The 18,089-nt window shown below is 65.4% G+C and carries 14 protein-coding genes; 4 read left to right on the plus strand and 10 right to left on the minus strand.

What is annotated here, in order from left to right; genetic code table 11:
* Positions 1-28 precede the first annotated feature (28 nt).
* The 4 genes from ABDV78_RS10240 to parE form a co-directional block, all read right to left on the minus strand.
* Positions 29-943, minus strand: a complete 915-nt coding sequence (locus tag ABDV78_RS10240) for an Hsp33 family molecular chaperone HslO (protein ID WP_343527308.1) — start codon at positions 941-943, stop codon at positions 29-31.
* A 118-nt stretch (positions 944-1,061) separates the two neighbouring features.
* Positions 1,062-1,985: an ornithine carbamoyltransferase gene (gene argF, locus ABDV78_RS10245; RefSeq protein WP_343527309.1), complete on the minus strand. Its 924-nt coding sequence runs from the start codon at positions 1,983-1,985 to the stop codon at positions 1,062-1,064.
* A 53-nt stretch (positions 1,986-2,038) separates the two neighbouring features.
* Complete coding sequence (locus tag ABDV78_RS10250; protein ID WP_343527310.1) at positions 2,039-3,229, minus strand: aspartate aminotransferase family protein; 1,191 nt, start codon at positions 3,227-3,229, stop codon at positions 2,039-2,041.
* Between the two features lie 98 nt (positions 3,230-3,327).
* Positions 3,328-5,307 (minus strand): DNA topoisomerase IV subunit B, encoded by a 1,980-nt coding sequence (gene parE, locus ABDV78_RS10255; RefSeq protein WP_343527311.1) that lies wholly within the window; start codon positions 5,305-5,307, stop codon positions 3,328-3,330.
* Between the two features lie 150 nt (positions 5,308-5,457).
* On the opposite strand from parE, the gene ABDV78_RS10260 reads away from it, so the two are divergent.
* Positions 5,458-6,315: a hypothetical protein gene (locus ABDV78_RS10260; RefSeq protein WP_343527312.1), complete on the plus strand. Its 858-nt coding sequence runs from the start codon at positions 5,458-5,460 to the stop codon at positions 6,313-6,315.
* Between the two features lie 214 nt (positions 6,316-6,529).
* On the opposite strand, the gene ABDV78_RS10265 is transcribed toward ABDV78_RS10260, so the two are convergent.
* Positions 6,530-7,195, minus strand: a complete 666-nt coding sequence (locus ABDV78_RS10265; RefSeq protein ID WP_343527313.1) for a GcrA family cell cycle regulator — start codon at positions 7,193-7,195, stop codon at positions 6,530-6,532.
* A 70-nt stretch (positions 7,196-7,265) separates the two neighbouring features.
* On the opposite strand from ABDV78_RS10265, the gene ABDV78_RS10270 reads away from it, so the two are divergent.
* The 3 genes from ABDV78_RS10270 (at position 7,266) to queE (ending at position 9,692) form a co-directional block, all read left to right on the plus strand.
* On the plus strand, positions 7,266-8,117 hold the full coding sequence (locus ABDV78_RS10270) for an ABC transporter permease (RefSeq protein ID WP_343527314.1): 852 nt from the start codon (positions 7,266-7,268) through the stop codon (positions 8,115-8,117).
* Between the two features lie 217 nt (positions 8,118-8,334).
* Positions 8,335-9,054, plus strand: a complete 720-nt coding sequence (queC, locus tag ABDV78_RS10275; RefSeq protein ID WP_343527315.1) for a 7-cyano-7-deazaguanine synthase QueC — start codon at positions 8,335-8,337, stop codon at positions 9,052-9,054.
* 5 nt (positions 9,055-9,059) lie between these two features.
* On the plus strand, positions 9,060-9,692 hold the full coding sequence (queE, locus tag ABDV78_RS10280; protein ID WP_343527316.1) for a 7-carboxy-7-deazaguanine synthase: 633 nt from the start codon (positions 9,060-9,062) through the stop codon (positions 9,690-9,692).
* Positions 9,693-9,822: 130 nt separating this feature from the next.
* On the opposite strand, the gene ABDV78_RS10285 is transcribed toward queE, so the two are convergent.
* From ABDV78_RS10285 to ABDV78_RS10305, 5 genes are all read right to left on the minus strand, one after another.
* Positions 9,823-10,620, minus strand: coding sequence for a LytTR family DNA-binding domain-containing protein (locus tag ABDV78_RS10285; protein WP_343527317.1), 798 nt, complete (start codon positions 10,618-10,620; stop codon positions 9,823-9,825).
* On the minus strand, positions 10,617-11,756 hold the full coding sequence (locus ABDV78_RS10290) for a histidine kinase (protein WP_343527318.1): 1,140 nt from the start codon (positions 11,754-11,756) through the stop codon (positions 10,617-10,619). Before ABDV78_RS10290 ends, ABDV78_RS10285 begins: the two co-directional genes overlap by 4 nt.
* Before the next feature lie 121 nt (positions 11,757-11,877).
* A complete protein-coding gene (locus ABDV78_RS10295; protein ID WP_343527319.1) occupies positions 11,878-15,363 on the minus strand; it encodes a TonB-dependent receptor in 3,486 nt (1,161 codons plus the stop codon).
* A 322-nt stretch (positions 15,364-15,685) separates the two neighbouring features.
* A complete protein-coding gene (gene ligA, locus ABDV78_RS10300) occupies positions 15,686-17,818 on the minus strand; it encodes an NAD-dependent DNA ligase LigA (protein WP_343527320.1) in 2,133 nt (710 codons plus the stop codon).
* A gap of 61 nt (positions 17,819-17,879) precedes the next feature.
* On the minus strand, positions 17,880-18,005 hold the full coding sequence (locus ABDV78_RS10305; protein ID WP_343527321.1) for a hypothetical protein: 126 nt from the start codon (positions 18,003-18,005) through the stop codon (positions 17,880-17,882).
* Positions 18,006-18,089: the final 84 nt, after the last annotated feature.

Here is an 18,089-nt window from a genome sequence, read left to right on the forward strand (position 1 = left end):
TCCTCCCCTGCAGGGAAGGAAGATGTGATCAGGCCACCGGCTCGGCGTCGAACGGAACCGGGAACTTCTTTGCGCAGAAGGCGCAGTCGACCTGGATCAGGCCATCGGTGTCCGCCATCTCGCGCCGTTCCTCGACCGAGAATTTGGTGATGACGCTGGCGATATACTCCGCCGAGCAGCGACAGCCGCGCACGATGGCGGGCGATCCCTGCACGCGCACGTCCTGCTCCTCATGGAACAGGCGCCACACCAGGGTCTCCAGCGGCAATCCGGCATCGGCCAGTTCCTCGACCTGCATCGTCTGGCCCAGCGCCTGGACATGCTCCCATTCGGGATGGTCGAGCTTGACGTGCAGCCGTTCGCGGCCTTCCTCGCCCTCGGGCAGATGCTGTAGGAAAAGGCCGCCCGAGACGGTGCGGCCGTCCGGGCCCTTGCTGATCCCGACGCGCAGCAGGCTGGGAATCTGTTCCGACTGGATGAAGTAGCTTTCCGCCGCCGCCGACAGCGTTTCGCCGTCGATTGGAACGATGCCCTGATAGCGCTCGCCGGTCACCGCCAGGTCGAAGGTGATCGCCAGATAGCCCTGACCGAACAGCGCGAACAGGGTCGGCTCGGCGGGCAGTTCGGCCAGCCGGTCCTCGTCATACTGGATATAGCCGCGCAGTTCGCCGCCGCGATAATCGCATACCAGCAGCCGGATCACGCCGCTGTCGCTGCGCGTCTGGATGGTCAGCTGTCCGCTGGTGTCCTTCAGCGTGGCCCCGATCAGCGCGGTCAGGGTCAGCGCTTCGGCCAGCAGTCGCTCGATCACCGGGGGATAGGCATGCGCCGCCAGAATCTCGTCCAGCACCGGGCCCAGCCGGACCAGCCGTCCGCGGGCATGCTGCTCAGGGATGGTGAAGCCGATCGCGCGGTCGAGGTCGGGCAGGGTGATGTCGGTCATGCTCGTGCCTTTACGCTCCGGCCAGGGGCCGGGCGACATGGTGCCGGTGGGGCGGGGAAAAGAGAAAAGGCCGACGAAGCCGCCGGCCTTTCCATAGATAGGATGGGTTCGTCGCCGATCAACCGATTTGGCCAAAGCACCAGCGCAGCACCGATTTCTGCGCATGGAGACGGTTCTCCGCCTCCGGCCAGATCAGTGACTGGGGACCATCGATCACCTCGCTCGTCACCTCTTCCTCGCGGTGCGCGGGGAGGCAGTGGAGGAAGTTGGCGTCGGGCTTGGCGAGCGCCATCAGCGCCGCATTGACCTGATAGGGCATCATCGCGGCCAGCTTTTCCTCGGCATGGGCCTGACCCATCGAGATCCAAGTGTCGGTGACGACGATGTCGGCCCCCTCGACCGCCGCCCGCGGATCGGTGGTGCAGGTCGCGCGGCCCCGGCCCAGCGCCAGCGTGCCCGGCTCCGGCTGATAGCCATTGGGGCAGGCCGCGACGACGTCGAAGCCGAGCAGGCCCCCGGCCTCCACGATCGAATGCAGCACGTTGTTGCCGTCGCCCAGCCATGCGACCTTCAGGCCGGACAGCGTCTTGCCCGCTTCGATCAGGGTCAGCAGGTCGGCCATGATCTGGCAGGGGTGGGACAGATCGGTCAGGCCGTTGATGACCGGCACGGATGCGTAATGCGCCATCTCCTCGACCTTGGCATGGTCGTCGGTGCGGATCATGATCGCATCGGTATAGCCCGACAGGATGCGCGCGGTGTCGGCGATCGTTTCACCGCGGCCAAGCTGCATCGTGCCCGCGTCGAGGACGATCGACGTGCCCCCCAACTGGCGGATCGCCATGTCGAAGCTGACGCGGGTGCGGGTCGAATTCTTCTCGAATACCATGGCCAGCGTGTGGCCGGCCAGCGGCGCGTCGGCATCGACGCGGCCCTTGGCGAAACCGGCGCGGGCGGCCTTGCGGGCCTGCGCGTCGGTCAGAATGGCGGTCACACCCTCGGCACCGGCATCGGCGAGGTTCAGGAAGTGGCGGATCGTCATGGGTCTTCAACTCCGTCCCCCGGCGGGCGCCGCCGCCGGGGTGGCAAAGGTCATCAATCGTCGGCGGCGGGGACGTAGACGCGCGCGGCGTCCGACAGCTTCGTCGCAAACTCGGTGATATGGCTCTCGTCGATGGTGAGCGGCGGCAGGATGCGGATCACATTCTCGCCCGCCGCGACCAGCAGCAGCCCGTGATTGTCGCGGCAATGCGCCACGAACCGGCGGCTGTCGCTCTTCATCTTCAGGCCCTGCATCAGGCCATGGCCGCGCACCTCCTCGAACAGATGATCGAAATTGGGGATCATCTGCTCCAGCGTCGAACGCAGCCGCTGGCCCATCGCCTCGACATGTTCGAGGAAGCCCGGCTCCTGGATCACGTCGAGTACCGCCTCGCCCGCCGCCATGGAAAGCGGGTTGCCGCCATAGGTCGAACCGTGCGTGCCGATCACCATGCCCTTGGCCGCTTCCTCGGAGGCGAGGCACGCGCCCAGCGGGAAGCCGCCGCCGATGCCCTTGGCGACCGCCATGATGTCCGGCGTCACGCCGTACAGCTCATGCGCGAAGAACTTGCCCGTCCGGCCATAGCCGCACTGCACCTCGTCCAGCACCAGCAGCAGGCCATGCTCGTCGCAGGCTTTCCGAAGACCTTGCAGAAATTCCATGCTGGCGGGACGCAGGCCGCCTTCGCCCTGGATCGGCTCGACCAGGAAACCGGCGGTGTTGTCGTCGATCAGCGCCAGCGCGGCCTCCAGATCGTCGAACGGGGCATAGGCGAAGCCGGGCAGCAGCGGCTCGAACCCGTCGCGCATCTTGGGCTGGTTGGTCGCCGAGATCGCACCCAGCGTCCGGCCGTGGAACGCGTTGTTGAACGTGATCAGCGTATGACGCTGCGGGTTGCCATTGGCGAAGTGATAGCGGCGCGCGGTCTTGATCGCGCACTCGACCGCTTCCGCGCCCGAATTGGTGAAGAACACCGTGTCGGCAAAGGTCGAATCGACCAGCCGCTGCGCGAAATGCTCGCCCTGCGGACTGCCATAGAGGTTCGACACATGCATCAGGGTGGCGGCCTGCTTGGCGATCGCCTCGACCAGTTTGGGATGGCCATGGCCCAGCGCGTTCACCGCGATCCCGGCGGCAAAGTCCAGATATTGCTCGCCATTCTCGCCATACAGGTAGACGCCTTCGCCTCGGACCGGACGCACCCCGCACCGTGGGTAAACGGGCATGAGGGCGGTGATGGTCACGGGACGTCTCCTTCAAATAGCAAAGGGCGGCTCAAGGGCCGCCCTTCGTCACGATAGCCGATCAACAAAAGCGAAACAACATCGCTCCCATCATCGCCTCAGGCGTCGATCACCTCTTCGTCCAGACGCGCCGCATTCTCCTGGATGAAGGCGAAGCGGTGGGCCGGATTGTTGCCCATCAGCCGGTCGACCAGGTCCTTCACCCCCGCGCGTTCCTCATATTCCTGGGGCAGGGTGATGCGGATCAGGCTGCGGGTCGCGGGGTCCATGGTGGTTTCACGGAGCTGGCCGGGGTTCATCTCGCCCAGCCCCTTGAAGCGCGCGACATCGACCTTCTTGCCCTTGAAGGCGGTGCGTTCCAGTTCGGCACGGTGGGCGTCGTCGCGGGCGTAGAGCGACTTTGCCCCCACCGTCAGGCGATAGAGCGGCGGCTGGGCGAGATACAGGTGACCGCGCCGCACCAGATCGGGCATTTCCTGGAAGAAGAAGGTCATCAGCAGCGTCGCGATATGCGCACCGTCCACGTCCGCGTCGGTCATGATGACGATCTTTTCGTAGCGAAGCTGGGTCGGGTCGCAATCCTTGCGCGTGCCGCAGCCCATGGCCAGCGTCAGGTCGGCAATCTCCTGATTTTGCAGGATCTTGGCCGATGTGGCGGAGGCGACGTTCAGGATCTTGCCGCGGATCGGCAGGATCGCCTGCGTCTTGCGGTCGCGGGCCTGCTTGGCCGAGCCGCCCGCCGAGTCGCCCTCGACGATGAACAGCTCGGTTCCCTCGGGGCTGTCGGCGGCGCAGTCGGTCAGCTTGCCGGGCAGGCGCAGCTTGCGTGCCGAGGTCGCGGTCTTGCGCTTGACCTCGCGTTCGGCCTTGCGGCGCAGCCGCTCGTCCATCCGGTCGAGGACATAGCCGAGCAGCGCCTTGCCGCGATCCATATTGGCCGACAGATAATGGTCGAAATGGTCGCGCACCGCCTTTTCGACGAGGCTGGCGGCCTCCGGGCTGGTCAGTCGGTCCTTGGTCTGGCTCTGGAATTGCGGTTCGCGGATGAACACGGACAGCATCAGTTCGGAGCCGACCATGACGTCGTCGGCGGTGATGTCCTTGGCCTTTTTCTGGTTCACCAGTTCGCCAAAGGCGCGCAGGCCCCGGACCAGCGCCTGGCGCAGGCCCTGTTCATGGGTGCCGCCATCGGGGGTCGGGATGGTGTTGCAATACCAGCTATAGCTGCCGTCGCTCCACAGCGGCCAGGCGACCGCCCATTCGACACGGCCCTGTTCGCCCGGGAAATCCTGATTGCCGGAGAAGAAGTCGGCGGTGGCGCATTCGCGGCCGCCAACCTGTTCCTTCAGATGGTCGGCAAGGCCGCCGGGAAACTGGAACACCGCCTCGGCGGGCGTGTCGTCCGAGATCAGCTCGGGCGCACAGTGCCAGCGGATTTCGACGCCCGCGAACAGATAGGCCTTGGAGCGGACCAGCTTGTGCAGCCGCGCCGGCTTGAAGTTCAATTCCGGGCCGAAAATCTCGGTATCGGGGGTGAAGGCGACGCTGGTGCCGCGCCGATTGGGGGCGGCACCGACCGTCTCCAGCGGACCCAGCGTCGCCCCCTTCGCGAAACGCTGGCGATAGAGGACACGTTCGCGCGCCACCTCGACCACCGTGTCCGACGACAGCGCATTGACGACCGAGATACCGACGCCGTGCAGGCCGCCGGAGGTGGCATAGGCCTTGCCGGTGAACTTGCCGCCCGAGTGCAGCGTCGACAGGATCACCTCCAGCGCCGACTTGTCGGGGAATTTGGGGTGCGGGTCGACCGGGATGCCGCGACCATTGTCGACGATGGTCAGGCGGTTGCCCGGCTCCAGCTTCACCTCGATCCGGGTGGCGTGGCCCGCCACCGCCTCGTCCATCGCATTGTCGAGCACTTCGGCGGCCAGGTGATGCAACGCCCGCTCGTCGGTGCCGCCGATATACATGCCGGGGCGGCGGCGTACCGGCTCCAGCCCCTCGAGCACCTCGATCGAAGAGGCGTCATAGGCGGGCTGGGTACGGGCGGTGCCCGCGAACAGATCATTGGACATAACGGGAACCATAGGCCTTTCCCGCCCCGCATGCCAGCGCCGAGCGGCATGGCCCGAATGTAACAAAAGCTTGCTTATGTTAATTTCCGGGATATCTCGCCCGCGCTCGTCCGTTTCGCCGGAACCTTAAGCCAAGGGACGGGAGTATTTATGGTCAAGTTTTGGATGGCGGGGGCCGCGGCCTCGGCGCTTTTCGCCTCGCCGGTCATGGCGCAGGACAGCTATTCGGATACCGGGCGCGCGCCCTTTTCGGGCCTCTATGTCGGCGGCAGCTTCGGTTATGACGTGCAGTCGAACGATGTCGGGTCGCGGATGCTGTTCGACCGCAATCTGGACGGGCGGTTCGGCGACGTCGTGACCACCTCGACCGGTGCCAACGCCTTCTCGCCGGGCTTCTGCAACGGCGCGGCACGCAGCGCGCTCTCGCCCCAGAATGCCGCGACCGGCTGTAGCAACGACAAGGACGGCATCGCCTATTACGGGCGCGTGGGCCTGGATCATCAGGCGGGCAACATCATCTACGGCGTCGTCGGCGAATTCGGCAAGAGCGAGATCACCGACAGCGTCTCCGCCTTCTCGACCACGCCCGCCCGCTACACCCTCACCCGCAGCGTCGACTGGGAAGCCTCTGTTCGTGGGCGTGCGGGCTATGCCGCGAACGACACCCTGTTCTACGGCACGTTCGGCGCGGGCTATGCGCGGATCAATCGCAGCTTCACCACCTCGAACACGGCCAACGCCTTCGCGCTGAGCGGGGATCGCAACCATTTCGGCTTTCTTGGCGGTGGCGGCATCGAACAGAAGATCGGGCGCAACTTCTCGATCGGCATGGAATATATGTACCACCAGTACAACGACGACGACACGCGCGTCCGCGTGACGCAGGGGAGCGCGCCGGCGACCAACCCCTTCGTGCTGGCCCCCAACACCGCGGGCACGGACATTCGTCGTTCGGACGAGAAGTTCCGCTGGCACAGCCTGCGCGCCACGGCGGCGTTCCGGTTCTGATGAAACGGGGCGGTTCCCTGCGGGGAGCCGCCCTTATCCCCTCCGGTCGAGCGTGCGGATCGCGCCCGGTGCGGATGAAGGGCGCGATCCGCCGCCATTCTCCGCTTACGATACACGTCGACCCGGCGCAGAAATCGAAGATGTCGGGCATCCGCCCGCGAAAAAGGCCCGCCGGTCGCGCGACCAGCGGGCCTTTCCTGTCATCGAACCCGGATCAGCGGACGCGCGGGCCGCCAAAGGGCAAGGGCGGCGGCGGGCGACGGTCGCGACGCGGCATCTGCGCCTGATAGGCATGGCCGCAATGCTCGACGCAATAAGGGAAGCCGGGGTTCACCTTTTCACCGCAAAAGTGGAAGTCCGGTTCGCCCGGATGGCCGAGCGGCCATTTGCAGATGCGGTCGTTCAGGTCGAGCAGCGAGGTCTTGCCCGCGATCTCGGCGCTGGGCTTGGCGGGAACCAGGCGACGCGGCGGGGCGGGAGAGGGCGGGGGCTGCTGCTCGCCGGGCGACTGGCGGACGAAGCCGCCCGGGCCGACCGAACGCAGGATCGGCTGAACCTCGCGCACCGGCTCGGCGATGGTGACGGGTTCGGCCGCCACGGGCTCGGGCTCCTCCTCCGGCTCGATCGCCGGGGGCGGTGCGGGGGGAGTCTGGGCGGGGGGAGTCTGGGCAGGCGTGGTCGGCGCCACGGCCTCCACCGCCACGGCGGCCGGCTCATTGGCCTTCACCGGCGAGGGGCGCGCCTGCAGCCCCAGGCGATGCGCCTTGCCGATCACCGCGTTGCGGCTGACCCCGCCCAGTGCTTCGGCGATCTGGCTGGCGGTCTGTCCCGCCTCCCACATCGTCCTGAGCGTATCGATCCGCTCATCGGTCCACGACATTCGAAACCTTTCCTCAATCATCATCGCACCGGGTTGCGGGCGGCCACGGCAGCGGTTACGCGCTATGCCGATGAGCAGCCAGCCCCCCATCGGTGAAATCCGTTCGGCCGTCCGCGCCGCCCCCGGTGAGCCCGTAATTCGGAACATCAACTGGGGCGGCCTGCGAACCCTCTATATCAAGGAGGTGCGCCGGTTCTTCAAGGTGCAGCTCCAGACGATCTGGGCACCATCGGTCACGACGCTTCTCTATCTGATCATCTTTACCACCGCTTTGGGCGGGCGTCACGCCGTGCCGGTGGCGGGAATGCAGGTGCCCTTCGCCGATTTCATCGCGCCGGGCCTGATCGTCATGGGCATGATGAACAACGCCTTCGCCAATGCCAGCTTCTCGCTGCTGGTCGGCAAGATCCAGGGCACGATCGTCGATTATCTGATGCCGCCGCTGTCCACCGCCGAACTGCTGGCCGCGCTGGTCGGCGGAGCGGTGACGCGCGCGGTGCTGGTCGGCCTGACGGTCTGGGTCGCGATGGCGATCTGGCCTGGCGTGCATGTCACGCCGCACGCCTTTTTCGCGGTCGTCTGGTTCGGCCTTCTGGGATCGGTGTTCCTGGCGCTGCTGGGCGTGCTGACCTCGATCTGGGCGGAGAAGTTCGACCATGCCGCCGCCGTCACCAATTTCGTCGTCGTGCCGCTGTCGCTGCTGTCGGGGACCTTCTATTCGGTCGACGGCCTGGCCCCGGCCTTCCGCGCGATCAGCCACGCCAACCCCTTCTTCTACGTCATCTCGGGCTTCCGATACGGCTTTCTGGGGCTGGCCGACTCGCCGGTGACGTTGGGCGGCGCGGTCGTGCTGGGCATCGATATCGTGATGGCGGTTCTCTGCTACGTCCTGCTGCGCAAGGGCTGGAAACTGAAAAACTAGGCAGGTCGGTTTAACCCGATCTTCACGCCGCCGCTGCTACAGACATGTCTCTGCTTCAGTAGCGGAAACTCCCTCGTCCGGGTGAGCAGCATGCCCGGTCTGGTCCTTCGGCGGGACCGCGTCGCTCCCCTGCCCCATGGCGCGGGGGCCCTGCGGTCCCGGCTTTTCGCTGGGTCCTGCCGTCGATTCCTGCCACCGGAGTTGCAACCGCGCGCCAATGCGCGTAGCGGTCGGCGCCATCATGACATCTTCTGCTCCCATGGCGGTCGTGCTCGTTTCGGGCGGGCTGGACTCGATGATTTCCGCTGCGTCGGCGAAGGCCGCAGGCTATCGCATCCTCGCTCTGTCGGTGGACTATAATCAGCGCCACCATATCGAACTGGCCGCCGCGCGCCGGGTCGCCCATGCGTTGGGTGCCGAGCGCCACATCATCCTGCCGCTGGACCTGTCGGCCTTTGGCGGCTCGGCGCTGACGGCCGATATCGAGGTGCCCAAGGACGGGGTACAGCCCGGCATTCCCGTTACCTATGTCCCGGCCCGCAACACCATCTTCCTCAGCCTGGCGCTGGGCTGGGGCGAGGCGGCGGGCGCGCGCGACCTGTTCATCGGGGTCAACGCGCTCGACTATTCGGGCTATCCCGATTGTCGCCCCGAATTCATCTCGGCTTTCGAGGGGCTCGCGGAGATCGCGACCAAGGCGGGCGTCGAGGGGCACCCGTTCAAGATCCACGCGCCGCTCCAGCACATGACCAAGGCCGATATCGTGCGTGAAGGCGCGCGGCTGGGCGTCGATATGGGGCTGAGCTGGTCCTGCTACGATCCCGCACCGGGGGGGCTGCATTGCGGGCTTTGCGACAGCTGCCGGCTGCGCTCCAAGGGGTTCGAGGAAGCGGGCATTCCCGATCCCACCGCCTATGCGGTCAAGCCGCAGGGCTGAACGCCATGAGCTATGCCGTCAAGGAGATGTTCCTGACGCTCCAGGGTGAGGGCGTGCAGGCCGGGCGGCGGGCGGTCTTCGTGCGTTTTGCCGGGTGCAACCTGTGGTCGGGGCGCGAGCAGGATCGGGCGAGGGCGATCTGCCGCTTCTGCGACACCGATTTCGTCGGGGTCGACGGGCTGGGCGGCGGGCGCTTCGCCGATGCGGCGGCGCTGGTCGCGGCGGTCCAGGGGTTCTGGGGTGCCGATCGGGACGAGCGCTTCGTCGTGCTGACCGGCGGGGAGCCGATGCTGCAGGTCGACGACGCGCTGGTCGATGCGCTGCATGAGGCGGGATTCTTCATCGCGATCGAGAGCAACGGGACGATTGCCGCGCATCCGCGACTCGACTGGGTGTGCATCAGCCCCAAAGCCGGGTCGGACGTGGTTCAACGTTCGGGCCAGGAACTGAAGCTGGTCTGGCCACAGTCCGGGATCGATCCGGCGGAGCTGGAGCGGTGGGACTTCGCCAATCACCTGCTCCAGCCGCTCGATGATCCGCATGCGGAGGCGAATCGTGAGGCATGCATCGCCATGGTGATGGAGCACCCGCGCTGGCGGCTGACGCTCCAGACGCACAAGATGCTGGGGTTGCGTTAGTCTCAATTCCTCCCCCGCAAGGGGAGGGGGGCAGTGAAGCTGTCGGAGAGGTGTCACCCTTGGATAGCGTGACACCCCTTGTCAGGCCCTTGGCCTGCCACCTCCCCTTGGCAAGGGGAGGAAAGACTCCTCAGTGGACGAACCGCGCCACTACGTCGCGATAGCTGCGCGAAACCTTCACCTGCGCGCCTGATTCGAGCAGCAGGAAGCATTCGCCGTTGGTGTGCGGCTTGACCTGCTTCACCAGGTCCAGATTGACGATGGTCGAGCGATGCACCCGCTGGAACCGACGCGGATCGAGCCGCTTTTCCAGATCCTTCATGGTTTCGCGAAGGACCAGCGAATTGTCGCCGGTATTGATGACCATATAGTCGCCGGCTGCCTCGATCATCTCGATCGTGTCGACATCGACCCGGAAAATCTGGCCGCGATCCTTGATGTTGATGAGCTTCTCGAACCGGCTGGAGGCCACCTCGCCGCCTTCGGCCAGGTCGGCGACCGCTTCGGGGGCGTGTTCGGCCAGCACTTCCTTCAGCTTCTCGACCTCGCCCGCGCCGCGCTTTTCATTCAGCCGCTGGCGCACGCGGTCGAGCGTATCGGCCAGGCGTGCCTCCTCGACGGGCTTCATCAGATAATCGACGGCCTGCGCCTCGAACGCGCGCAGGGCGTGGTCGGAATAGGCGGTGACGAAGACGAAGAGCGGAGGCTCCACCTCCAAAAGGCCCTGGATCACCGAAAAGCCGTCGAAGCCGGGCATCTGGATGTCGAGGAAGACGAGGTCGGGTTTGTGCGTCTTGATCGCGCGGATCGCCTCGCGTCCGTTCGAGCAGCGCTCGATGATCTCGACATCGTCGTGCGCCTGAAGGCGAAGCTCCAGTCCCTGGATGGCCAGGGGCTCGTCGTCGACGAGGATGGTGCGGATGGTCATGCGGCCTCTCTGTTCACATTCTCGAGCTGGAAGGGAATCTCGATCTCGACCGAGTACCCGCCAGCCGGCGCGGAGTGGGTTTCGAAACGGTGGTTCGGGCCATAGGCCTGGGCCAGTCGCTCCCGGATATTGGACAATCCGACGCCGGTCGAAACGCTTGAGGAATGACGCACCTCGTGCAAGCCGGGACCGGTGTCCGATACGGCGATCCGCACCCGTTGCCCGACCAGTCGCACATCGACGCGGATATCGGCGCCTTCCTCCTGCGGGGTGACGGCGTATTTGATGGCATTTTCGACCAGCGGCTGGAGCAGCAGCGACGGCAAGCGCGCGCGCTCCGCCCTGGGATCGATCTCGAAGCTGGGGCGCAGGCGATCCTCAAAGCGCATCTTCTCAATTTCGAGATAGAGTTTCAGGGTTTCAACCTCTTGCGCCACGGTGACGTGCGCCGTGGGTTCATTCGCCAGCGTGTAGCGGAGGAAGGCTGACAGTCGGCTTAACATCGCATTCGCCCGCTCGGTCTGCTTGAGCAGCACCAGCGTCGAGATGGAATTGAGCGTGTTGAACAGGAAATGCGGGTTCAACTGATAGCGCAGCATGGCAAGCTGTGCGGTCGAGGCCTGCAGTTCCAGCGCGCGCATCTCGTCGATCTGGCTTTCGACGATCAGATAATAGTTGATCGCGAAATACAGCGCCGACCAGCCCGCCAGCACCTCGAAGGTGAGGAACAGGTTGCCGATCAGCAGCGAGACGGTGACCCCCGGCTGGGTCGTGGTGATGAACGAAAAGGAAAAGGCGTTGAGCGCGGCATAGAGGAAGGTCGCCGCCGCCAGCGTCGCCAGCGTCAGGAACACCCCCATGATGCGCGGCAGCCGCCGGTAATAGCCGTAGAGCGTCGAGAGCAGCAGGGTGATGCAATATCCCAGGATCGCCTCGATGATCACCGGGATGATCTTCTCCAGCGAAAAGCCGTTGGAGACGCCCACGACCGAGCGCTGGACCAGATAGCCCGACCAGCCGATCGCCTGGAGAATCCAGAAGGCGCGCGCCTTGTTCTCGAAAAACGGACGGACCGACAATTGGTCGGAGGAGGAAGGCGAAGCGGTGCTGGTCGCGGCGGGCGAATGGATGGCCATGGCCGGGCGACATCTACACGCCCCGCCGCCGAAGGGCAAAGATTGGCGAAAAGGCCAAAAAAAGGCCGCCCTTCCCGAAGGAGGGGCGGCCCTGATGTCCGGTTGGGTCGGACGCTTTGGCTTAGAAGCTGAAACGTGCGCCGATGCGGATCGTGTAGAGTGACTGGTTCACATAAACCTGATCGGTCGGCTTCACGAAATCGTTGGTCCCGCCGAGTGGCGAGTAGCGATATTGGGCGCAGGCCTGCGACGCGTTGGCCGCGACCGCGCCGGTCGGCGTGGCGCCGGCGGCCGGGGTGGCGTTGCCCGAAGTGGTCAGGCACTGCACCTGGACGACTGCGGCGTTGTAGGGGAACACATACTCACGCAGCTGGCCCCACTTCCGGTTCAGGAGGTTGGTGAAGTTTTCGATGTCCGCGAACACCTGAAGCTTCGAACGCCCCACACCCGTCGGGATTTCCTGCGCGACGTGCAGGTCGACGCGGGTAAACCAGGGCGAGGTGAAGCCGTTACGCGGTGCGACCTGACCGCGATACTTGCCAAGGCCCGACGAATCGATGAACGCATTGACCTTCTGAGCGAAGTCCGCCGAGCTGTACTGGACCAGCGGATCGTTCACGGTCGGCACGTACATCAGATAGCGGTTGCCGCCGGTGCCGGTCGCGGTCGAGCGGCCGGTGGTGCCGAACACCGCCGAACGGTTCGAGCCGAAGTCCTGGAAGGTATAGCTGAACGGATGGCCCTGACGGGTCTCGCCGAACAGCGCGAACGAGGTCTTGGCGTCGCCGAAGAAGGCGTGATCAAAGGTGAAGCCATATTTGAACTGGTGCTTCACCTGATCGTTCGACGTGCCATAGGCGACGTTGTTCGGGTCGACGAACGCGCCGTTCGAATAGTTCGAGCCTGCCGTGGACGAGGTTGCCGGCGCCTGATCCTTCACATCCTGGTAGGTGTAGCTGCCATAGATGCTGATGCCCGAATCCCACGACTTGTCGAAGCGGGCGACCGCGATCAGCGAACGACCCTTGTCGGTGTTGGTCAGCAGGATGTCGCTGTTGGTGTTGGCGCTGGCCGCGCCGTCGATCACGTTCTGATAGCGCAGACGGCCATCCGGGGTGCGCATGATGTTCGCCGCCGCCGAGGGATTGGCAATGGCGATCGGGATCGAGCGAATGTCGGTGAAGAAGACCTGCTGACGCACCTTCGAGTAGAAGAGGTCGGCACCGAAGGTCCAGCCATCGCCCAGCGGGCCGAGATCGGCGGTGTATTCGCCGGTCAGGGTCGAACGCCACTGCGACGGCATCTTGAAGTTCCGGTCTATCGCATTGACCGGCGACGCGGTCGACACCGTGGCGCTGTTCAGCAGCGTGTTCGCCGCACCCGGGATCGACGTGCCGGTGACGCCGGTCAGGATGGCGTTGCCGGTGGCGACATCGGTGGTCGCGCCCGAGATGCCGCCCGCCGCCGTCCGATTGATCGAGATCGAGTTGGTCAGGACGCCGGTGTTCGAGAAGCTGTTCGACACATAGACGTCGGGCGTGCCGCCGCCGAAGATGCCCGTACCACCACGGATGCTGACCCGGGGAGCGGGCTTCCAGTCGAATCCGAAGCGCGGCTGGACCAGGTTGAAGCCGGAGATGTTGGTGGTGTTGCCGCCGACCTGGACGATGCGGCCGTTGACATAGGCGCCATTGGCGTAGCGCGACAGATAGGGGGCGCTGGCGGCAGGATTGTCATGCTGGCCGAACAGGTCGTAGCGGACGCCGTAGCTGACGTTGAAGGTGTCGGAAATCCGCCATGTGTCCATCACGCCGAAGGTATAGGCCTGATACTTGAAGTTCGCGGCCGCATCGTTCGGGTTCAGCGACGGAACCGCATTGCCATAGCCAAAGGAACTGGCGCGACGGTTCTGGAAGTCGTCGATCGAATCGAAATAATAGTTGCCCGCCGTGTTCTGCAGGAACGCATTGAACACGCTGACGAACTGCATTTCGGTGAACAGCCGCACATCGTGGTTGTTCATCGTCAGGCGAGCCTGTGCCAGGCCACCCCAGGTTTCGGTGTGCAGTTCGTTCGTCTGGCGCGAGCTGTCCGGTCCGAAGGATACCACCGCGTCGGTTCCGGTTTCGTTCGCCGAACTGCGTTCGCAACCGAGCGGCGAGACGCTCGGATTGATCGAGCTGACGACGCTGTTGGTCGGGTTGGTGCAGACGCGGAACTGCGCGAAGCCACGGCCCAGCAGCGGCTGCTGGATGCGCTTGTAATTCTTGTAGAAGCCGCGAATTTCGGTCGAGAAAGTGTCCGACCAGTCGCTGTTCAACTGCGCCACGCCGGTGTGCAGGCGGTTGCCCTGGATATAGGCGTTGGATGCCAGGCCCAGGCCGGGGCTGCCGGTCGTGATCGACGAGAAGGTGTTGTTCAGGTAGTTGATGGCGTCGTTGGCATAGGTGTAGGTCAACGACAGACGCTGCGTATCCGACAGGTTGGCGTCGATGCGCGCGACCAGGCGGTCGTCCTTGTCACCCAGGTTCCGCTGCACGCCGCCGGTGTCGTAGTTATAGACGTTCTTGGCGATCTGCGAGATCTGGTCGACCTGTGCCTGGGTCAGGTTTGGGATCGCCGTGCCCGCATTGTTATCGGTCGGGCCCTCGGCGATCGGACGGCCACCGCGCAGGCGCTCACCCGCGACCATGAAGAACAGCTTGTCCTTGATGATCGGGCCGGACAGTTCGGCGCCGTAATTCTCGATCTTGAAATCGGGCACCTGGGCGCGGCCATCGGGGATGCCCGGGCCTGACTTGGTGCGCTTGCCGACCAGATCGTCGTTGGTCTGCGAGTAGAAGCCGGTGCCGTGGAAGCTGTTGGTGCCCGACTTCAGGACGATGTTGATCGCACCGCCCTGGAAATTGCCCTCGCGCACGTCATAGGGCGCGACCTTGGCCTGGAACTGGCCAATGGCATCGAGCGGGATCGGCGAGCGGCGGCTGGGCAGGCCGTCGGTGTTCAGGCCGAAATTGTCGGTAATCGGCACGCCGTCGACCGAGAAGCGATTATAGCGGGCATTCTGGCCCGCGAACGAAATGGCGCGGCCGCCGGTGGGGCTGTCGTCCAGGCGCGCGAAGGGATCGCGGCGCGAAAGATCGCGGATGTCGCGATTGACGGTCGCAATGTTGGCGATCTGAGTCGCGTTCAGCACGGTCGCCGGACCCTGGCTCACCGAGCGGGCATTGGGCAGGCGCGAGGCGGTCACGACGACTTCGCCGCCCGCGACATCGGCCGAGGTCAGTTCGATCGGGAGTTCGAACGACTGAGCGACGACGGTGTTGATGTCGGTGATCTGGGCGGAGTTATAGCCATTGGCGACGACCGCAACCGTGTAAGGGCCGCCGGGCAGCAGGCCGGTCGCCTGGAACGTGCCCTTCGCATCGGTCGTGGCGCGGCTGACCGAGCCGTTGGAGGTGTTGGTGATCGTGACCTGCGCGCCAACGACCGGTGCGCTGTTGGCCGAGACCGAACCCCGAATGGTGGCGGTGGTTTCCTGTGCGGCAGCCGCCGCCGGAATCGCGAGCGCGACGACCGCCGCACCCAGGAAAAGCGTATTACGCATAGATTTTAGATCCCCTTTTCGCGCAAAAGCTGCGCGCTCCGGCCGTGTTATCCGGCTCGGTTACGCGTGCCCTGGCTCACGAACATTGCCATTATGTTACAAACTTCATGCTTGTGACAGGGGGCGTTTCACTCCGTTGGCGGGCGTTGCAGTTTGGCAACGGTAGCCGGCCCGAGAGTTGGCATATCGCGTTCAGATCACGCTCGATTTTAGAGCTTTACGTCCTGGCGGAACGCGGTCGCCGCCCGGGCAATGACGGAAAACCACGGATTCCAAATGACGGCGATGTCATGTCCGGGTTACCCGGCATCGATCGGCGGATTCAACTCGCCGCGACCAGCGCGTTCCATTCGGCTTCGTCGATCACGCGAATGCCCAGATCCTGCGCCTTTTTCAGCTTGGAGCCAGCGCCCGGCCCCGCGATGACCAGGTCGGTCTTGGCCGATACCGATCCCGACACGCGCGCGCCCAGCGCCTCGGCCTGCGCCTTGGCCTCATCGCGTGACAGGGTTTCGAGCGTGCCGGTGAAGACCAGGGTCTTGCCCGTCACCTCCGATTCGCGGGTCTGGTGCACGGTGTCGAGCGGTGTCACCTCGCTCAGCAGGTCGTCGACGACCTCGCGATTATGCGCCTCGGCGAAGAAGTCGAGCAGCGCGTCGGCGACCTCCGGGCCGATCTGGGGCGTGTCGATCGCGGCGACGACTGCGCGCTGGCGGCGGAGTTCATATTTGCGGTCGGGCTCGCCCAGCGCGGGCACCGTGTCGGCGCGGACCTGGAGCGCGTTGTCGATCATCGCGCGGAACCCGGCCATCGAGACGAAGCGGCGGGCCAGGTCGCGTGCGGTGATCTCGCCGACATGCCGGATGCCGAGCGCGAAGAGGAATCGGTCGAGTGCGATCTCGCGCCGCGCATCGATCGCGGCGAGCAGCTTGTCCACGACCAGTTCTGACATGCGCTCGCGCTGGATCAGCGCCTCGCGATGCGTGTGCAGGCGAAAAATGTCGGCGGGGGAGGCGATCAGCCCGTCACGGAAGAAATCCTCGACTCGCACCAGGCCCAGCCCGGTGATGTCGAAGGCATGGCGCGACACGAAATGGATCAGCCGCTCGACCCGCTGCGCCGGGCAGATCAGGCCGCCGGTGCAGCGGATGACCACCTCCCCCTCCTCGCGCGTCGCCAGGCTGCCGCATTCGGGGCAATGATTGGGGAAGACGAAGGGCTCGCGGGCCACGTCCCGGGTCAGATTCTCGACGATCTGGGGAATGACGTCGCCCGCGCGTTGCAGGACCACCCGGTCGCCCGGCCGGACGCCCAGTCGCGCGATCTCGTCGGCATTGTGCAGCGTCGCGTTGGTCACGACGACACCGCCCACCGTCACCGGCTCCAGTCGTGCCACCGGGGTCAGTGCGCCCGTCCGGCCGACCTGTATGTCGATCTTCTCCAGCGTTGTCTGCGCGCGCTCGGCGGGGAATTTGTGTGCGATCGCCCAGCGCGGCGTGCGCCCGACGATGCCCAGTCGCGCCTGCCAGTCGAGCCGGTCGACCTTGTAGACCACGCCGTCAATGTCGAAGGGCAGGTCGGCACGCTGCGCCTCGATCGTCCGATAGACCGCCAGCGCGGCGGCGGCGTCGGGAACGCGCGTGAAGGCGTCGGCGATGGGAAAGCCCCAGCGTCGCCACGTCTCGACCATCTCATATTGGCTGTCGACCGGGACCTCGCTCGCCTCGCCCCAGCCATGGGCGAGGAAGCGCAAGGGGCGGCCCGCCGTGATCGCCGGATTCTTCTGGCGCAGCGAACCGGCCGCGGCATTGCGCGGATTGGCGAACTGGCGCGCCTCCTTGCCCGTCTCGGCCGCTTCCTGCGCCAGGCGGGCGTTGAGCGCGGTGAAGTCGGCCTTGCTCATATAGACCTCGCCGCGCACCTCGAACACACCGGGGGCGGGAATGGCCTGGGGCACGTCGGCGATGGTGCGGACATTCTCCGTCACGTCCTCGCCGATCGCGCCGTCGCCGCGGGTCAGCGCCTGGACCAGCGCGCCGTCGACATAGCGCAACGAGCAGGACAGCCCATCGATCTTGGGCTCTGCGGTCAGCACGACCGGCGCGTCATCGGGCAGCTTCAGGTAGCGGCGCACGCGGCCGACAAACTCCTCGACCTCCTCGTCGGTGAACGCGTTGTCGAGGCTGGTCATCGGCCGCGCATGGGCGACCTTGGCCAGATGCGCGGCGGGCGCGGCGCCGACCTGCCGGCTGGGCGAGTCGCTGCGGATCAGATGGGGGAAGGCCGCCTCGATCGCCGTGTTGCGGCGGACCAGCGCGTCATACTCCGCGTCCGAAATCTCGGGCGCGTCGTCGGTATGGTAGAGCCGGTTATGATGCGCGATCTCGCGGGCGAGCGCCTCCAGATCGGCGGCGGCTTCGAGATCGGTCTGCGGGATTGGGGTCGAGGGCGTCACGCGCCCGTGCTAGTCCAGCCCCGGTCGCGGGATCAAGGCTCGCGATGCCCGCTATGCCGGTTCAGGAGCTTGGCGTCAGCATCGTGCACGGCGGCGTGTCGTCGGGGATGTCGCTGGGAAAGCCGACTTCGTCATGACCATGCTGGATCAACCAGGCCCGCGCCTGCTCCAGATGGATGCCGACCATCGGCAATTGTAGCTGGTCGGCCAGCGCCAGACAGGATCGTACGGCCGTAACCAGTTGAATTATATCGTTTGTATCATTGTGCTT

Source organism: Sphingomonas sp., assembly GCF_039594485.1.
Classification (GTDB): Bacteria; Pseudomonadota; Alphaproteobacteria; order Sphingomonadales; family Sphingomonadaceae; genus Sphingomonas.